Raw genomic sequence first — 14,916 nt, 5'->3', positions numbered from 1 at the left:
GCGAAGTCGGCGATTCCAGAACACGTTCTGGAAACGGAATGCCCGGTTCATGTCCCTTTGGGGTATCCACCTCAGGCGTCGGGGCGGGCCCGGGGGCACCTGGTCGCTCCCGCCGGGCGCTCGGGGGCCGCTCCGGGCCGATATCGGCTACCCGTAGTGACAACGTGGGTGGCAAACGGCACCACCGTGCCGATTGGGGCCCTCCTGGAGGCAGAACGTGTTCTGGAATCACGATGACCGCGCACCCCCGACGCCCGCGTGTCCGCCCCGGGCGTCGAACAGGGCGAGGGAGGGGCCTCCATGCCCCGAGGGCCGGGCAAACCGGACACTTGACAGGTAGCGGCTCGACCGGAAGCCGCCTTCCGGACGCCGCGCGCGGCCCGGGGCCCTCCCGCGCGGCGAAAGAGACGCTTTCAGCGTGGTCGCGCGGCGAATCCGCCACGCGGGATCGCCGAACCCTCCCTGCCACGCCCGGTATGCCCGGAGTGTCCGGCATCGAGGTTCCCCTATCGCGCGTTCAACGCGCCCCGGGGCAACGAGTGTGCGCTTTCGACCACTCCCACGCGCCCGGAGTGCACTCTTGTGCACACTCGATGCCCGACAACCCGCCCCGCGCCCGGAATGCCCGGAATACGGCGCCCGTTCGCCCCGCCGCAGGCGGGCGAGCCCCCGCCCACCACGGCGCCGCCTTCCCGGGGCGCGAGGAACCCGGTGCCCGGCCAGGGTCCGTCAGCGGGGCACCGGCCGAGCCGCCCTTCCCACCTGCACCGCGAGGAACCCGGCGCCCGGCAAGCAGGCCCGGGGAGCCGCCCCGCTCTCGCCGTCGCCGCCAAATACGGTGACCACGCACACACCCGGCGGCCGACAACGTTGCAGGTAGGGCCGCTGCCCTTCGTCGTTGCCGCCATCTACCTGGCACTCCGGCGACCCGCCGCCCGGGCAGGGTCCGTCAGTGGGGAACCAGCCGAGCCGCCGACCACCCGGACCGCGAGGAACCCGGCGCCCGGCAGGCAGGCCCGGGGAGTCGCCCCGCTCTCGCCGTCGCCGCCAAATACGGTGACCATCCGCGCGCCGGGCGGCGGGCAACGCACCAGGTAGGCCCACCCGCCTTCGTCGTCGCCGCCCTCCACCCCGGCACCCCGGCGACCCGGCGCCCGACCGGGGGCCGTCAGCGGGGTGGGTGCGCACACCACCAGGGCGCAGGTGAGACGGCGCCCGGGGGGCGAGAGGGGTGCCGCTCGAGGCCTTCTGTATGGATCCGCAGGTCATCGCCTATTTCCTACTTTTCCGGTTGACAAAAACGGTTAGCGGGCGCACCGTTGGACCACGGCCGGGCCGCGCGGAGCCCGGACGAGGGGCGGTGGGGGTGCGGGCCCACCGCCCCCTTCCTCCACGCCCTCCCGCCCGGAAGGCCCCATGCGCACGCTCGTCCTCCTCGGGATCGTCGGATTCCTGGCCCAACTCGTCGACGGCGCCCTCGGCATGGCCTATGGCGTCACCTCCACCACGCTGCTGCTCGTCGTGGGGGCCAATCCGGCCTCCGCCTCGGCCACCGTGCACCTGGCCGAGATCGGCACGACGCTGGCCTCCGGCGCCGCCCACTGGCGGCTCGGCAACGTCGACTGGCCGGTGGTGCGGCGCATCGCGCTGCCCGGCGCGGTCGGCGCCTTCGCCGGGGCGACCTTCCTGAGCCGCCTGTCCACCGAGGCCGCCGCCCCCGTCATGGCGGGCATCCTGCTCGCGCTGGGCACCTACGTCCTGGTCCGTTTCACCCTGCGCGGTGCCCGGCCGCGCCCGGCCGCCCCGCTGCGCACCCGCTTCCTGGCCCCGCTCGGGCTGGTCGGCGGCTTCGTCGACGCGACCGGGGGCGGCGGGTGGGGGCCGGTGGGCACCCCCGCCCTGCTGGCCTCGGGCCGCATCGAGCCGCGCAAGGTCATCGGCTCCGTCGACACCGCCGAGTTCCTGGTGACCGTCGCCGCGAGCGCCGGGTTCCTGCTCGGCCTGGGCACCGCGGGGGTCGACCTCGCCTGGGCGGCCGTCCTGCTCGCCGGTGGCGTGCTCGCCGCGCCGCTCGCCGCCTGGATCGTGCGGCACGTCCCGCCGCGGGTCCTCGGCTCGGCGGTCGGCGGCCTGATCGTCCTCACCAACACCCGCACCCTGCTCGGCACCGGCGCGGTGCCCGCCCTCGGCGGCGCCGGGGAGGCGGCCGTCTACGGACTCGTCTGGGCGGTGTGGGCGGCGGCGGTCGCCTGGTCGGTCCGCGCCCACCTGGCCGGGCGCAGGGCCGAGCGGGCGGCCGGGCGGCACGCCCGCGCCGCCGGGGATGCGGAGTCCGACCAGGTCGGGCCGCTAGCGTGAGGAGGCCACCGGAAAGGCGAAGGAGGCCACCGGACAGGCGCGCGAGGAGGCTGCGGTGGCCGAGGGGGTCCCATGGGGCGAGCCCGACGGGGACGCGGGCGGGGGCGCCCGCGACCCGGCGCGGCGCGAGCGCGCCGAACGGATCCGCGAGTCCTTCGTGGTCGTGCCGCTGCTGGGCATGGCGGCGGCCGTGGCCCTGGCCGTCTTCACCATCCTGCTCGACATGGCGCTGTCGTGGCTGGTCGCCGAGTCCGGCGCCCAGGACGAGCTGAGCACCACCCTGCAGACGCTGACCGACAGCGCCAACGCGGTGCTCGGCACCGCGGGCCCGGCCACCCTCACCGTCCTGGGCGTGGTCTTCAGCATCACCCTGGTGGCCCTGCAGATGGCCACCGGCCAGCTCACCCCGCGCGTGCTCTACATGTTCACCCGCGGGTGGCTGGCCAAGCTGACCCTGGCGGTCTTCCTGGGCACGTTCGTCTTCACGCTGGTGGTCCGCTACGCCGGGGGCCTACTGGCCGATGACGACACCGGAACGCCCTTCGTCCCGGTGTCCTCCACGGCCGTGGCGATGCTGCTCGTCGGGGCGAGCCTGGTGGCGTTCGTGTACTTCGTCGACGGCACCGTCAAGATGATGCGGCCGACGACGGTGCTGGACCGCGTGGGCCGGGAGACACTCCGGCAGATCCGCGCGCTGCCCCGCGACACGGTCCCTCCGCCCAGGAAGGCCGCGGTGGCCCCGCTCGGAGAAGGCGGCGGGGACGGGCACGTCCGCACCGTGCGCTCGCGTTCCGACTCGGGCGTCCTGGTCCGTGTGGACACCGCGCGCCTGCTGCGCTGGGCCGTGAAGAACGACGCCTTCGTCCGCGTGCTGCGGGAGGCCGGGGACTACGTGGCCACGGGCAGCCCCGTGCTCGAAGTCCGCTCCCCGCGGCCTCCGGAGCGCCTGGACCGGGTCGCCAAGGCCGTGCGCACCGGCGCCGAGCGGTCCACCTTCCAGGACCCGGCCTTCGGCGTCCGCCAGCTCGTCGACATCGGCGTCCGCGCGCTGTCCCCGGGCGTGAACGACCCCACCACGGCCGTCCAGTGCATCGACCGCCTGCAACTCCTCGTCGAGGAGTTCGCACAGGTGCCCCAAGGGGAGCGGGTGGTGCGCGACCGCGGGGGCCGCGTGCGCGCGGTCGTCCCGCTCCCGCAGTGGGAACCGCTGGTGGAGCTCGCCTTCACCGAACTGGTCCTGTTCAGCAGCGGCCAGCCGCAGGTCACCCGGCGGCTCGCCGCGGCGCTGGACGACATCGAGGCGCACGTCCCCGAAGCCAGGCGGCCCGCGCTCCACCGTGCGCGCGGGGAGCTGCGCCGCGTCTGTGCGCGCAGCATGCCCGAGGGCCTGGTGGAGTTCGCGCAGACCGCGGACCACCAGGGCCTCGGCGGCTGAGCCCGGCCCCGGAAAGGGACGGGGCGCCTCAGCCCTGCGGGGACAGCTCGGCCATCTCGCCCCAGCCGTCGACGGGCGCGTCCACGTTGATGATGCTCGGCGTGGCCGCGATCGCCCCGGACATCGCCTCCAGCCCGGCCTTGAAATGGTCGGACTCCACGTGCGCCTTGCCCGCCTCGGCGTCGGCGAAGCCCTCCAGCAGGACGTAGGTGTCCGGCTCGTCCAGGCTGCGGGACCACTCGAAGAAGACGTTGCCCGGCTCGGCGCGGGTGGCCTCGGTGAACGCGGCGACGCGCTCGGGCCACTCCTCCACCAGCTCGGGGCGGACGGGGAACTTCACCGCGATGAAGATCATGGCTGCCTCCTGGTGTGACGGGATCGGTCGCGGCCATCGTGCCCGTGGCGGCCCGGCCGGCGCGACCACCGCCGTCCCGGATTCCAGCGGTGCCGGAATCTCCGCACACCGGCGGCGAAGTTCAGGCGGCGAAGCTCAATCGGCGAAGCGCTCCGCCGCCCGCTGCAGGACCTCCGCGACGCGCGGGTGCCGGTCCCCGTACTCCCGCGTGGGCAGGGAGACCGACAGCGCCTGCGCCTCGGCGCCCGCGCCGTCCGCCCCGCCGAGGGGCGCGCCCAGCGGCACGGCCAGGCAGGACAGCGCGTCGTCGGCCTCCCCCACCGACACCGCCAGCCCGGTGCGCCGCACCCGCGCCAGTTCGGCCTCGAACTCCTTCCGCGCCGTGATGGTGCGCGCGGTCAGGCGTGGCAGCCCGTGCCGGTCCAGATAGCGGGTGCGCGCCGCGCGGGGCACGGCGGCCAGCAGCGCTTTGCCGTGCGCGGTGGCGTGCGCCCGGCGCTCGCACTCCACGACGAACGGGTCGCCTCCGTCCCCGGGCGGTGCGGTGCTGTCGACGACGGAGATCTCCCCGCCCCGGAACACGGTGAAGTAGGCCTCGGCGCCGGTGGCGCGGCGCACGGCCGGGAGCACCTCGCGCATGGCGGCGGCGGTGCGCACCTGGCGCCCGTAGGCCCGGTGCAGGTGGGGGACGCGGTGCCCGAGCGCGTATCCGCGCGCGGTGCGGACCACGTGGCCGCGCTCGGTCAGCGGACCGAGCAGGTGGTAGACGGTGGACAGCGAGCAGTCCACCCGGCGGGCCAGCGCCTTGGCCGACACGGGCCCGGCGCCCTCGGCCACGGCGTCGAGGAGGTCCAGGGCCCGCTCCACCGAGCGCGGTCCGTCCGACGCCGCCATGGTCCCCTCCCCGCCGTCGCCCGCCGGTCTGCCGCGGGTCCTTGTGCCGGCCCGCCTCCCCAGCGTATGAAGGGCGGGGGAGTGGGCCCCGACACACCCTTCGCCGCGCCGTCCGCAGCGTCCCGGAACCCATTGGAAAGCCGATACCTGCCAGTGGTTTTCCTATTGGTCCGCCATGACGCCGCAGGACTACGGTCGTAGGCGCCGCCGCCATGACGGCGTGGCGGCGCCGTGCGCACTGAGGGGGACGACACCGATGGCCCGCATTCTCTTCGTCATGACCGGGTCCGACCACTGGACGCTGGCCGACGGCACCCTGCACCCGACCGGCTTCTGGGCCGAGGAGTTCCTGGCGCCCTACAAGGCGTTCACCGCCGCCGGGCACGCGGTCACGGTGGCCACGCCCGGCGGCGTCGTGCCGCCGGTCGACAAGGGCAGCCTCGCCCCGGAGGCCAACGGCGGCCAGGAGGGCGCCGACGCGGCCGCGTCGGCGCTGGAGGCCGCTTCCGAGCTGCACGCGCCGGTCGCGCTGGAGGACGTCTCCGCCGCCGACTACGACGCCGTGTTCTACCCCGGCGGCCACGGACCGATGGAGGACCTGGCGGAAAGCGCCGACTCCGCCCGCGTCCTGACCGACGCGCTGGCCTCGGGCCGCCCGCTGGCGGTCGTCTGCCATGCCCCGGCCGCGCTGCTGGCCACCGAGGGCGCCGACGGCGGCTCCCCGTTCGCCGGGTACCGGCTCACCGGCTTCACCAACACCGAGGAGGGCCAGGCCGGGCTCGCCGACAAGGCCCGCTGGTTGCTCCAGGACCGGCTGACCGCCCTGGGCGCGGAGTTCGTCGAGGGCGAGCCGTGGCGGCCCAACGTGGTGGCCGACCGGAACCTGGTGACCGGCCAGAACCCCGCCTCCTCCGAGCCCCTCGCCCGCGAGGTGCTGTCCCGGCTCGGCTGAGGGCCGCCCCCCCGCCGACCGCCCCCCGCCGACCGCTCCCACCGACCGCCCCCCACCGACCGATCCCGTCCCTGAAGAAGAAGGAGCCCCATGCCGACCGAAGGCCGCGAAGTCCGCCTCGTGAAGCGTCCCGTCGGGGAGCCCGCCCCGGCCGACTTCTCCCTGGTGGAGACCGAGGTGCCCGACCCGGGCCCCGGCCAGGTCCTCGTCCGCAACGACTGGTTCAGCGTCGATCCGTACATGCGCGGCCGCATGAACGACGTGAAGAGCTACGTTCCGCCGTTCGCGCTCGACGCGCCCATGGACGGCGCCGCCGTCGGCACGGTCGTGGTTTCGAACGCGCCCGAGGTCCCCGAGGGCACCGTGGTCCGCCACGGCCTCGGCTGGCGGGAGTACGCGGTGCTGGACGCCGCCGGGGCCGACGCGGTCGACACCTCCCTGGCGCCCGCCCAGGCCTACCTCGGTGCGCTCGGCATGACCGGGCTGACCGCCTATGCGGGACTGACCGAGGTCGCCCCGGTGCGCGAGGGCGACGTGGTGTTCGTGTCCGGCGCCGCCGGGGCGGTCGGCTCGGTCGCCGCCCGCATCGCCAAGCACCACGGTGCCTCCCGCGTCATCGGCTCGGCCGGGGGCCCGGAGAAGGCGCGGCGCCTGACCGAGGAGTTCGGCTACGACGCCGCCGTGGACTACAAGGCGGGCCGCCTCGAAGAGGACCTGAAGGAGGCCGCGCCCAAGGGCATCGACGTCTACTTCGACAACGTCGGCGGGGACCACCTGCGCGCCGCCCTGGCGCAGCTGCGCGTCGGCGGCCGGGTCGCGATGTGCGGGGCGATCTCCCAGTACAACGCCACCGAGCCGGTCCCGGGCCCGGACAACCTGGTGCTGGCCATCGGCAAGCGCCTCACCCTGCGCGGGTTCATCGTGACCGACCACATGAACCTGGGCCGGGAATACGCGGGGCTGGCCGCGCGCTGGTTGTCCGAAGGCACCCTTCCCTATGAGGAGACGGTGGTCGAGGGCATCGACAACGCCGTGGACGCCTTCATCGGGATGCTCAAGGGCGCCAATACCGGCAAGATGCTCATCCGTCTCGCCTCGGACTGACCGGAACGGTCCTCCCGCCGCAGGGAAGCGCTGTCCCGGAACCGTCCGGAGCGGACCGGAAGAGGCAAGCAAACCGCGAGACCAGTCAGAGAGCAGGTCAGCGAATGATCGACGTGACGCTCAACACCGGTGCGGCCATGCCGCAGCTCGGATTCGGCGTCTGGCAGGTGCCCGACGAGGACGCGACCACCGCCGTGGCCGCGGCCCTGGACGCGGGCTACCGGAGCATCGACACCGCGCGCGTGTACGAGAACGAGACCGGCACCGGCCGCGCGCTGCGCGAGTCGGGCATCGCGCGCTCGGAGCTGTTCGTCACCACCAAGCTGTGGAACTCCGACCAGGGCTTCGACGAGGCGCTGCGCGCGTTCGACGCCAGCCTGGATCGGCTGGGCCTGGAGTACGTGGACCTGTACCTGATCCACTGGCCGGTACCCGAGCAGGACAAGTACGTCGAGTCCTGGAAGGCGATGGAGCGGCTGCACGCCGAGGGGCGGGCCAAGGCCATCGGCGTCTCCAACTTCAGTGAGAAGACCCTGGGCCGCCTGCTGTCCGAGGCCGACGTCGTCCCCGCGGTCAACCAGATCGAGCTGCACCCGCGCCTGGCCCAGAAGCGGATGCGCGGGCTGGACGCCGAGCACGGGATCAGGACCGAGGCCTGGAGCCCCCTGGGGCAGGGCAAGGACCTGCTCCAGGAGCCCGTCCTCGCCGAGATCGGCGCGGCGCACGGCAAGTCCCCGGCGCAGGTGGTGCTGCGGTGGCACCTGCAGTCGGGCAACGTCGTCATCCCCAAGTCGGTGACGCCGGCCCGGATCAAGGAGAACATCGACGTCTTCGACTTCGAGCTCTCCGAGGACGAGGTGCGGCGCGTCGACGGTCTGGACACCGGCGCCCGCCTGGGCCCGGACCCCGACCAGATGAACTTCCTGGGCTGAGCCCGCCCCCTTGTCGTTGATCTCGGGAAAAGCGCCCCTAAAACCGCGGTTTTGGCGTCCTTTCTCCCGAGATCAACGCGAGGTGCGCCGGGCCGCGCGCGCGTCGAGGATCGCCAGGACCTCCCCGCCCCAGCGCAGGTTCTCCTCCTCGAAGTACCGCCCGCGCATCAGCGTCAGGTACGGGCCCACATGGTCGGTCTCCCGGAGGTACTCCTCCTCGGAGCGGCCCTCCAGCAGCCGATCGCGTATGCGCTCGTAGCGCGCCAGCTTGGCCCGCGCGCGCTCCATCCGCTCCATGATCGTGGTGCGCACCGCCTCGGCGTCCCCGGCGTCCACCGCCTGCAGCTTCACCAGCATCTCGTCGCGGATCGCCGTCGGCTTGGCAGGGCGGCGGGTGAACGCGTGCAGCGCGCTCCGGCCCTCCTCGGTCAGGGAGAACACGCGCTTGTTGGGGCGCCGCTCCTGTTCGACCACGCGCGCCCGGATCAGCCCTTCGCCCTCCATGCGCTCCAGTTCCCGGTACAGCTGCTGGGGGGTGGAGGTCCAGAAGTCGGCGGTCGCGGTGTCGAAGCGCTTGGCCAGGTCGTAGCCGGAGGCCTCGCCTTCGAGGAGCGCCGCCATCACCGCGTTTCGCAGAGCCATTCGGTCAACCTACCAGCGGGGCGAGGGGCCGATCCGGGGCGCTCACAGCGCGGCCGCCAGGCGCGTTCCCTGGTCGATGGCGCGCTTGGCGTCCAGCTCGGCGGCCACGTCGGCGCCGCCGAGCAGCAGCGGCTCCCTCCCGGCCGCGCGCAGCTCCTCGTACAGGCCCCGGTTCGGCTCCTGCCCGGTGCACAGCACCACGGTGTCCACGTCCAGCACCTCGTCGCGCCCCTCCACGGTGATGTGCAGGCCCTCGTCGTCGATGCGCCGGTAGGCCACGCCCGGCACCATCTCCACGCCGCGGGCGCGCAGCTCGGTGCGGTGGATCCACCCGGTGGTGGTGCCCAGGCCCTTGCCGACCTTGGTGGTCTTGCGCTGCAGCAGGTGCACCTTGCGCGGCGGTGCGGCGCGGTGGGGCTCGCCGAGCGCCCCGCGGCCGGAGTAGCCGGTGTCCACGCCCCACCGGCCGAAGAAGGCCTGCGGGTCCAGGGCGGCCCCGTCGCCCTCGTCGGTGAGGTACTCGGCGACGTCGAACCCGATGCCCCCGGCGCCCATGATCGCGACCTTCTCACCGACCTCGGCGGTGCCGCGGAGCACGTCCAGATACCCGACCACGCTGGGGTGGTCCGTGCCGGGCAGCTCCGGCACGCGGGGCAGCACGCCGGTCGCCACGGCGACCGCGTCGAACCCCTCGGCGGCGAGCCCGTCCGCGGTGGCTGCGGCGCCGAGCCGCACCTCCACGCCCAGCTCCTCCAGCCGCACCCGGAAGTACCGGAGGGTCTCGTCGAACTCCTCCTTGCCGGGCACCCGGCGGGCGACGTCGAGCTGGCCGCCGATGCGGTCGGAGGCCTCGAACAGCACCACCCGGTGCCCGCGCTCGGCGGCCGAGGTGGCGAAGGCCAGCCCGGCCGGCCCGGCGCCGACCACCGCGACGCGCTTGGGGGCCGCGGTCGGGGCGAGCACCAGCTCGGTCTCGTGGCAGGCCCGGGGGTTCACCAGGCACGAGGTGATCTTCAGGCTGAAGGTGTGGTCCAGGCAGGCCTGGTTGCAGCCGATGCAGGTGTTGATGGCCTCCGGGCGGCCCTGCTCGGCCTTGGCGAGGAAGTGCGGGTCGGCCAGCAGCGGCCGGGCCAGGGACACCATGTCGGCCTCGCCGTCGGCGAGGATGCGCTCGGCGGTCTCGGGGGTGTTGATCCGGTTGGCGGTGGCCAGCGGCACCCCGACGGTCCCCATCAGCTCCTTGGTGACCCAGGAGAAGGCGCCGCGCGGGACCGAGGCGGCGATGGTGGGGATGCGCGCCTCGTGCCAGCCGATGCCGGTGTTGACCATGTCGGCCCCGGCGGCCTCGACCTCCTTGGCCAGCGCGGTGACCTCGGGCAGGGTGGAGCCGCCGGGGACCAGGTCGAGCATGGACAGCCGGTAGATGATCGCGAAGCCGTCGCCGACCCGGTCCCGCACCCGCCGCACGATCTCCAGGGGGAAGCGCGTGCGGTTCTCGAACGAACCGCCCCACCGGTCCTCCCGCCGGTTCGTCGCGGCGCAGGTGAACTCGTTGATGAGGTAGCCCTCCGAGCCCATGATCTCCACGCCGTCGTACCCCGCGCGCTGGGCGAGCTCGGCGGCGCGGGCGAAGTCGTCGACGGTGCGCTCGACCTCCTCGTCGGTGAGCGCGCGCGGCGTGTAGGGGCTGATGGGGGCCTTGAGGGCGCTGGGAGCGACCAGCTCGGGGTGGTAGGCGTACCGGCCGAAGTGGAGGATCTGCATGGCGATCCGGCCGCCCTCGGCGTGCACGGCGTCGGTGACGGTGCGGTGCCGCTCGGCATCCTCGTCGGTGGTCATGGTGGCGCCGCCCTCATAGGGGCGGGCCTCGGCGTTGGGGGCGATGCCGCCGGTGATGATCAGGCCGACGCCGCCGCGGGCGCGCTCGGCGTAGAAGGCGGCCATCCGCTCGAAGCCGCCGGGGGCCTCCTCCAGCCCCACGTGCATGGAGCCCATGACCATCCGGTTGGGCAGGTCCAGGGGGCCCAGCCGGACGGGGGAGAAGAGGTGGGGGTAGTCGGTCATGGGCCGCCTCCTGGGTCGGCTCCCGCGCGGAGCTCAGTCGCAATGTTGCTATTCAGAAAATTGAATATACATCAGAGCGCCTGAAGAGGGGAGCCGGGCGGCGGGCGTTCAGAGCTTCAGGGCGGGCTCGGGCAGCGACCCCGGCGGCACGCAGACGACCCGCAGCCGCACCGCGCCCTCGGCCTCCAGCTCGGCCAGTGCGGTCCCGGCAGAGCCCCGGAGCCGGGCCGCGACCCGCGACCCCACCTCCTCGGCCCGTTCGGGGTGGAAGTGCGGTCCGTAGCGCAGCTCGACCTCCACACGCAGTTCCGGGGGCCGACACGACGCGTCGAGCCGGGCGCGTGCATACGGCAGCCCGCCCAGCGTCCGGTCGCGCACGCTGCGGACATGGGACGCCCACTCCACGGCGCGCACGTCGGGCAGTTCGGCCAGCACCGCGTTGAGCTCCGCCGGGAACAGCAGCCAGCGCCGACGGCCCTGGTGCTCCAAGGTGACCGCGCGCCCGTGCTTGCCCAGGAACTCGAAGGCCGGCGTGGGCCCGCACCCGTTCTTGCTCCGCATCACCAGGTCCCCGGCGTCGTACCGGATCATCGGCTGCATCTGCACGAACGGGTGGAAGGCGGTCAGCACCAGCCGCCCGGGGCCCTCGGTCACCGGCGCGTCCGACCCCGGTTCCAGCACCTCGCCGTACACGTGCGGGTCCAGGTGGAACAGGTCGCACCCGGGGCAGCGCGAGGCGCCGCCGAGGACCTCGGTCAGGCTGAAGCGGTCGGTCACCCGGCACCCCCAGGCCCTGTGCAGGAAGTGCCGCCAGTGCGGCGCCGCCGCCCCTCCGGCGACCGACACCCCGCGCAGCCCCAGCGAGCGCGGATCGGTGCCCTGCTCCATCAGGTGGCCGGTCAGCAGCAGCACGTGGTTGACCAGGCCGCTCAGATACTCCACGTGCGTGCCGTAGCCGGGCAGGTCGTAGCGGGCGGTGAGGGCGCGGGCGGTCTCGGCCAGCAGGAGGTCGTCGGTGACGCCCGAGGACAGGGACAGCCCCGGCGCCGGGAGCCGCAGCGGCGTGCCGTGGTAGGCGTTCGGAAGGTTCAGCGAGATGGGGCGCCGGTGGCCGCGCGCCAAGGGCTCCGACAGGCTCGCGAAATAGGCGGAGGTGAACTCGGCCTCCTCCACCGACCGGCGCACCTGGAGCGGGGTGCCCGTGCTGCCGGAGGTGTGCCCGAGCGCGCCCAGGGTGACGTCCTCGGCGACGAAGCGCGCGGGTGTGGCGGCCACCACCGCCCGGTCCAGGACGGGGAGCCCGGACATCAGCTCGATGGCCGGTCCCAGCGCGCCCTCGGGCAGCGCCCACCGGGCGTATTCGGGGTGGTCCCGGTACCAGGGCACGTTGGCGCGGGCATGCGCGACGGTCCGGTGGGCGAGGGCCGCCTGCAGGGCGTCGAGGAGGCGCGCGGGGAGTTCGCCCTCCAGTGAGGAGAGGGAGAACAGGCGGGCCAGGCCGCCGGGGTCGACACGGCCCATCCGCGCCAGGCGGTCGCGCACCTGGAGGGGCATGAGCGCGGGGTCGTCCACGGGAGGGGCGAGGTGAGGGGGAGGGCGGAGGCCGGACCGGCCCCCGCCCCGCTGCGGTGTGCTCACCGCCGCAGCAACCCTTGCTCGATGGCCTTGGCGGACTGCTCGGCCGAGACCTCGGCGACGATCTCGGCGGTCACCTGGGCCGCCAGCGCGCGCGACTGTTCGGAGTCGAGCTGGGCCTTGCTCTCGCCGATCGCCCGCTCCGCGACCGTGACCAGGTCGTTCATCTCGTGCAGCATGATCACTCGTCCTCTCCGTGTTCGGTCCTCGCGGACCCTGTGCCGATCTCTTCGGCCCTCCCGCACCTCACCGGGTGCGCAGGTCCGGCGGCAGGTGGTCCCATAGGTTCAGGTGGACCAGGTGCCAGCGGTCCCGTCGCCACTCAAGGGCGCACAGCCCGGTGTTGTAGATGCGGAAGCAGATCGCGTCGCTCCCTGCGGCCAGGCGCAGCAGGGTCTTGATCAGTCCGGCGTGGCTGACCGCCAGCACCGCCCCGCCCTCCTCGCAGCGCCGCGCGCGCTCTGCGGACGCGGCCAGCCCGGTGAGAGCGGACCAGGCCTGCTCCTTGAAGCCGTCGTAGGCCGCGCGGCGCTCGTCCTCGCCCGCCGTGCCGCCCCCGATCGGGGCGGAGCGCAGCCCGACCGGGGGCGGTCTGGGCCCCGGCGGCAGGTGCGCGGCCACGTGGAACGCGGCCTCGCGCAGGTCCTCCTGCACGGTCGGGGCGAGCGCCAGCAGCGCGGCAGGGTAGGCGGCCGTCTGCCGCGCGCGCTGGAGCGGACTCGTGTGGACGGCGGCGATGTGCAGCCTGCGCACGCCGTCGACCCTCGGAGCGGCGGCGAGCCAGCGCCCCAGTAGCAGGGCCTGCCGGTGGCCCAGGAACGACAGCGCGCTGTCGCCGCCGCATCCGGGAGTGAGCTGCCACAGCGACTGCCCGTGCCGGGCCAGCAGGATCCGCGCGCCGCTCACGTCCAGTGCAGGCCGAGCGCCTTGGCGGCCCTCCTGTACTTGGAGTCGGCGACGTAGTCGACGCCGAAGCGCTCACGCAGCAGGTCGGAGAGGACGCTCATCAGCCGGGGCACCCTGGGGTCGCGAGCCGTCTCCGGCGCGAGGCGCGGGAACAGGGGGAACTCCACCTCGCCGAAGGATGCCTCGGTGGCCTCCGGATCCGGTGCGCGCAGGTCCACCACGCGCACGCGGTCCATGGTGCAGCGCAGCGCGTCGCGCCCGTCCAGCCAGACGAAGAACGGGTGCCGGACCTGGCGCAGGCGGATTGCCGGGGACAGGTCGTCCCCGGTAAGGCCGGTGGCCTTGCGCAGGTGCACGCCCGGGTGGTCGATGTCCTCGCGCGCCAGCAGCCGCTTGACCGCGTTCACCGCCTCGGGCGAGTCGGGGCGGAGCTGGATGGTCCGCTTGTCCTCCCCGCCGAAGGAGTAGCGGTGGTCGCGCCGCACCCCGTTGGCGTCGGCGCCGAGCTTGAAGGCGCAGAACGCGTGCGTCTTGATGTTGCACGTGGTGCGCAGCACCATGTCGTCGCGGAGCAGCCGGTGGTCCTCGGTGTCGTAGTAGACACCGGTGTTGGTCCGGGGCTCGGTGCGCGCGTAGCTCTTCTCGGCGATCTCGGCGCCCTCGACCAGGGAGCCGATGGCCTCCTTGGCGGCGTCGAGCCAGTCGTAGTACTCGGCGTCGGGGATGGACGCCGGGAAGTCGAGCTTCACGCCGAGCTGGTTGAAGACCGCGAAGCCGCCTGTACGGGCGTAGACGGGCTCGTCCTCGGGCAGGCGCAGGCCGGGGCCGTCCTCCCCGCGCGCGCTCACCGGTCCGCCTTCCGCGTGCGAGTGATCTCCGCGCACAGTGCCTCCAATTTCTCGGCCAGGACATGCGGCGGGAACATGTCGTTGGCGGTCGGATCATAGGTGGCGGTGTTGCTGAAGACGCTGGCGAAGTTCTTCTGCCGGGGCCCGCGCAGGACCAGCGTGCAGGTCATCTCATCGCGTGGCAGGACGACCCGGTGGATGCGGTGGTAGCCGAGACGGTAGGAGCCCCCGGCCTCCTCGCAGGACGGTGCGGTCTCCCGCAGCGGGGTGCGCCCCATGGAGCGGTAGAAGTTGCCGACCGTCGCCTCCCCGCGCTTCTCAGGGATGTACTGGTACTCGCCGTAGTCGTCCCCGGAGGCGTCGCGGACGAAGTTCTGCGAGTCCAGCCGCCCGGTCAGGACCGAGGACCAGAAGCTGAACCGGTGGTCGTGGATCTGCTCGTCCAGGGCCTCTTCGGTGCTGTACGGCGGCCGCCACAGGTGCAGCGTCAGCCGGTAGCAGCGGCGCGCCCCCGAGTCGGCGAGCACGATCTTGTCGAAGTGGTTCGTGTGGTGGTACGAGCGTCCCGCGATGCGCGCCAGGAGCGGCGGGGTGTCGAGGACCTCGCGCAGCAGGCGCAGTACGGGGCCCGGGGCGGCCAGGTGCCGCACCAGGTCGAGGTTGGCCAGGCGCACCGGCGCCGAATCCTGTAGGGGGAGTGCGGCGATCGAACGGAGCGCCTGCTCGTAGACCGGGGTGCCGAGCGACGTCCGCGGCGTGGCGGGAAGGGCCATGTCCCCTCCAGAGGGCCG

14 protein-coding genes are annotated in these 14,916 nt (G+C 73.7%); 5 read left to right on the top strand and 9 right to left on the bottom strand.

Annotation, left to right across the window (positions count from 1 at the left end):
• The first annotated feature begins 1,416 nt into the window (after positions 1-1,416).
• Both O4U47_RS03975 and O4U47_RS03970 read left to right on the top strand, forming a co-directional pair.
• Positions 1,417-2,358, top strand: a complete 942-nt coding sequence (locus tag O4U47_RS03975) for a sulfite exporter TauE/SafE family protein (RefSeq protein WP_270676146.1) — start codon at positions 1,417-1,419, stop codon at positions 2,356-2,358.
• Positions 2,359-2,413: 55 nt separating this feature from the next.
• Positions 2,414-3,793 (top strand): DUF2254 domain-containing protein, encoded by a 1,380-nt coding sequence (locus tag O4U47_RS03970; RefSeq protein ID WP_270676145.1) that lies wholly within the window; start codon positions 2,414-2,416, stop codon positions 3,791-3,793.
• A 28-nt stretch (positions 3,794-3,821) separates the two neighbouring features.
• Here the strand turns inward: O4U47_RS03970 and O4U47_RS03965 are convergent, their stop codons facing one another.
• Both O4U47_RS03965 and O4U47_RS03960 read right to left on the bottom strand, forming a co-directional pair.
• Positions 3,822-4,148 (bottom strand): putative quinol monooxygenase, encoded by a 327-nt coding sequence (locus O4U47_RS03965; protein ID WP_270676144.1) that lies wholly within the window; start codon positions 4,146-4,148, stop codon positions 3,822-3,824.
• A gap of 135 nt (positions 4,149-4,283) precedes the next feature.
• Complete coding sequence (locus O4U47_RS03960; protein WP_270676143.1) at positions 4,284-5,042, bottom strand: IclR family transcriptional regulator; 759 nt, start codon at positions 5,040-5,042, stop codon at positions 4,284-4,286.
• 256 nt (positions 5,043-5,298) lie between these two features.
• Here O4U47_RS03960 and O4U47_RS03955 point away from each other — a divergent pair, with 256 nt between their 5' ends.
• From O4U47_RS03955 to O4U47_RS03945, 3 genes are all read left to right on the top strand, one after another.
• A complete protein-coding gene (locus tag O4U47_RS03955; RefSeq protein WP_270676142.1) occupies positions 5,299-5,994 on the top strand; it encodes a type 1 glutamine amidotransferase domain-containing protein in 696 nt (231 codons plus the stop codon).
• A gap of 90 nt (positions 5,995-6,084) precedes the next feature.
• The gene (locus tag O4U47_RS03950) at positions 6,085-7,098 is read left to right on the top strand and encodes an NADP-dependent oxidoreductase (protein WP_270676141.1); all 1,014 of its coding nucleotides are present in this window, start codon (positions 6,085-6,087) and stop codon (positions 7,096-7,098) included.
• 104 nt (positions 7,099-7,202) lie between these two features.
• Positions 7,203-8,030, top strand: a complete 828-nt coding sequence (locus O4U47_RS03945; RefSeq protein ID WP_270676140.1) for an aldo/keto reductase — start codon at positions 7,203-7,205, stop codon at positions 8,028-8,030.
• 72 nt (positions 8,031-8,102) lie between these two features.
• Here the strand turns inward: O4U47_RS03945 and O4U47_RS03940 are convergent, their stop codons facing one another.
• From O4U47_RS03940 to O4U47_RS03910, 7 genes are all read right to left on the bottom strand, one after another.
• A complete protein-coding gene (locus O4U47_RS03940) occupies positions 8,103-8,672 on the bottom strand; it encodes a PadR family transcriptional regulator (RefSeq protein ID WP_270676139.1) in 570 nt (189 codons plus the stop codon).
• A 42-nt stretch (positions 8,673-8,714) separates the two neighbouring features.
• Complete coding sequence (locus tag O4U47_RS03935; protein ID WP_270676138.1) at positions 8,715-10,736, bottom strand: NADPH-dependent 2,4-dienoyl-CoA reductase; 2,022 nt, start codon at positions 10,734-10,736, stop codon at positions 8,715-8,717.
• Between the two features lie 108 nt (positions 10,737-10,844).
• The gene (locus tag O4U47_RS03930; protein ID WP_270676137.1) at positions 10,845-12,308 is read right to left on the bottom strand and encodes a phenylacetate--CoA ligase family protein; all 1,464 of its coding nucleotides are present in this window, start codon (positions 12,306-12,308) and stop codon (positions 10,845-10,847) included.
• A gap of 62 nt (positions 12,309-12,370) precedes the next feature.
• Entirely contained in the window at positions 12,371-12,550 is a 180-nt protein-coding gene (locus O4U47_RS03925; RefSeq protein WP_270676136.1) for a hypothetical protein, read from the bottom strand.
• A gap of 67 nt (positions 12,551-12,617) precedes the next feature.
• The gene (locus tag O4U47_RS03920) at positions 12,618-13,277 is read right to left on the bottom strand and encodes a histidine phosphatase family protein (protein ID WP_270676135.1); all 660 of its coding nucleotides are present in this window, start codon (positions 13,275-13,277) and stop codon (positions 12,618-12,620) included.
• A complete protein-coding gene (locus tag O4U47_RS03915; RefSeq protein WP_270676134.1) occupies positions 13,274-14,125 on the bottom strand; it encodes a hypothetical protein in 852 nt (283 codons plus the stop codon). The genes O4U47_RS03920 and O4U47_RS03915 overlap by 4 nt, the downstream gene beginning before the upstream one ends.
• Positions 14,122-14,898 carry a hypothetical protein gene (locus O4U47_RS03910; protein WP_270676133.1) on the bottom strand — a complete coding sequence of 259 codons (777 nt, stop codon included), beginning with the start codon at positions 14,896-14,898 and terminating at the stop codon, positions 14,122-14,124. The genes O4U47_RS03915 and O4U47_RS03910 overlap by 4 nt, the downstream gene beginning before the upstream one ends.
• Positions 14,899-14,916 lie beyond the last annotated feature (18 nt).

This window comes from Nocardiopsis suaedae, assembly GCF_027706745.1.
In the GTDB taxonomy this organism is placed as follows: domain Bacteria; phylum Actinomycetota; class Actinomycetes; order Streptosporangiales; family Streptosporangiaceae; genus Nocardiopsis_A; species Nocardiopsis_A suaedae.
The sequence above is the reverse complement of the archived record's forward strand: the minus strand, read 5'-3'. Positions and strand labels throughout refer to the sequence as shown.

What these genes read in the sequence shown, in the direction of transcription:
- O4U47_RS03975 (WP_270676146.1), top strand. Translation starts at nt 1,417, where the DNA reads ATGCGCACGCTCGTCCTCCTCGGGATCGTCGGATTCCTGGCCCAACTC.
- O4U47_RS03965 (WP_270676144.1), bottom strand. Translation starts at nt 4,148, where the DNA reads ATGATCTTCATCGCGGTGAAGTTCCCCGTCCGCCCCGAGCTGGTGGAG.
- O4U47_RS03960 (WP_270676143.1), bottom strand. Translation starts at nt 5,042, where the DNA reads ATGGCGGCGTCGGACGGACCGCGCTCGGTGGAGCGGGCCCTGGACCTC.
- O4U47_RS03955 (WP_270676142.1), top strand. Translation starts at nt 5,299, where the DNA reads ATGGCCCGCATTCTCTTCGTCATGACCGGGTCCGACCACTGGACGCTG.
- O4U47_RS03950 (WP_270676141.1), top strand. Translation starts at nt 6,085, where the DNA reads ATGCCGACCGAAGGCCGCGAAGTCCGCCTCGTGAAGCGTCCCGTCGGG.
- O4U47_RS03945 (WP_270676140.1), top strand. Translation starts at nt 7,203, where the DNA reads ATGATCGACGTGACGCTCAACACCGGTGCGGCCATGCCGCAGCTCGGA.
- O4U47_RS03940 (WP_270676139.1), bottom strand. Translation starts at nt 8,672, where the DNA reads ATGGCTCTGCGAAACGCGGTGATGGCGGCGCTCCTCGAAGGCGAGGCC.
- O4U47_RS03935 (WP_270676138.1), bottom strand. Translation starts at nt 10,736, where the DNA reads ATGACCGACTACCCCCACCTCTTCTCCCCCGTCCGGCTGGGCCCCCTG.
- O4U47_RS03925 (WP_270676136.1), bottom strand. Translation starts at nt 12,550, where the DNA reads ATGCTGCACGAGATGAACGACCTGGTCACGGTCGCGGAGCGGGCGATC.
- O4U47_RS03910 (WP_270676133.1), bottom strand. Translation starts at nt 14,898, where the DNA reads ATGGCCCTTCCCGCCACGCCGCGGACGTCGCTCGGCACCCCGGTCTAC.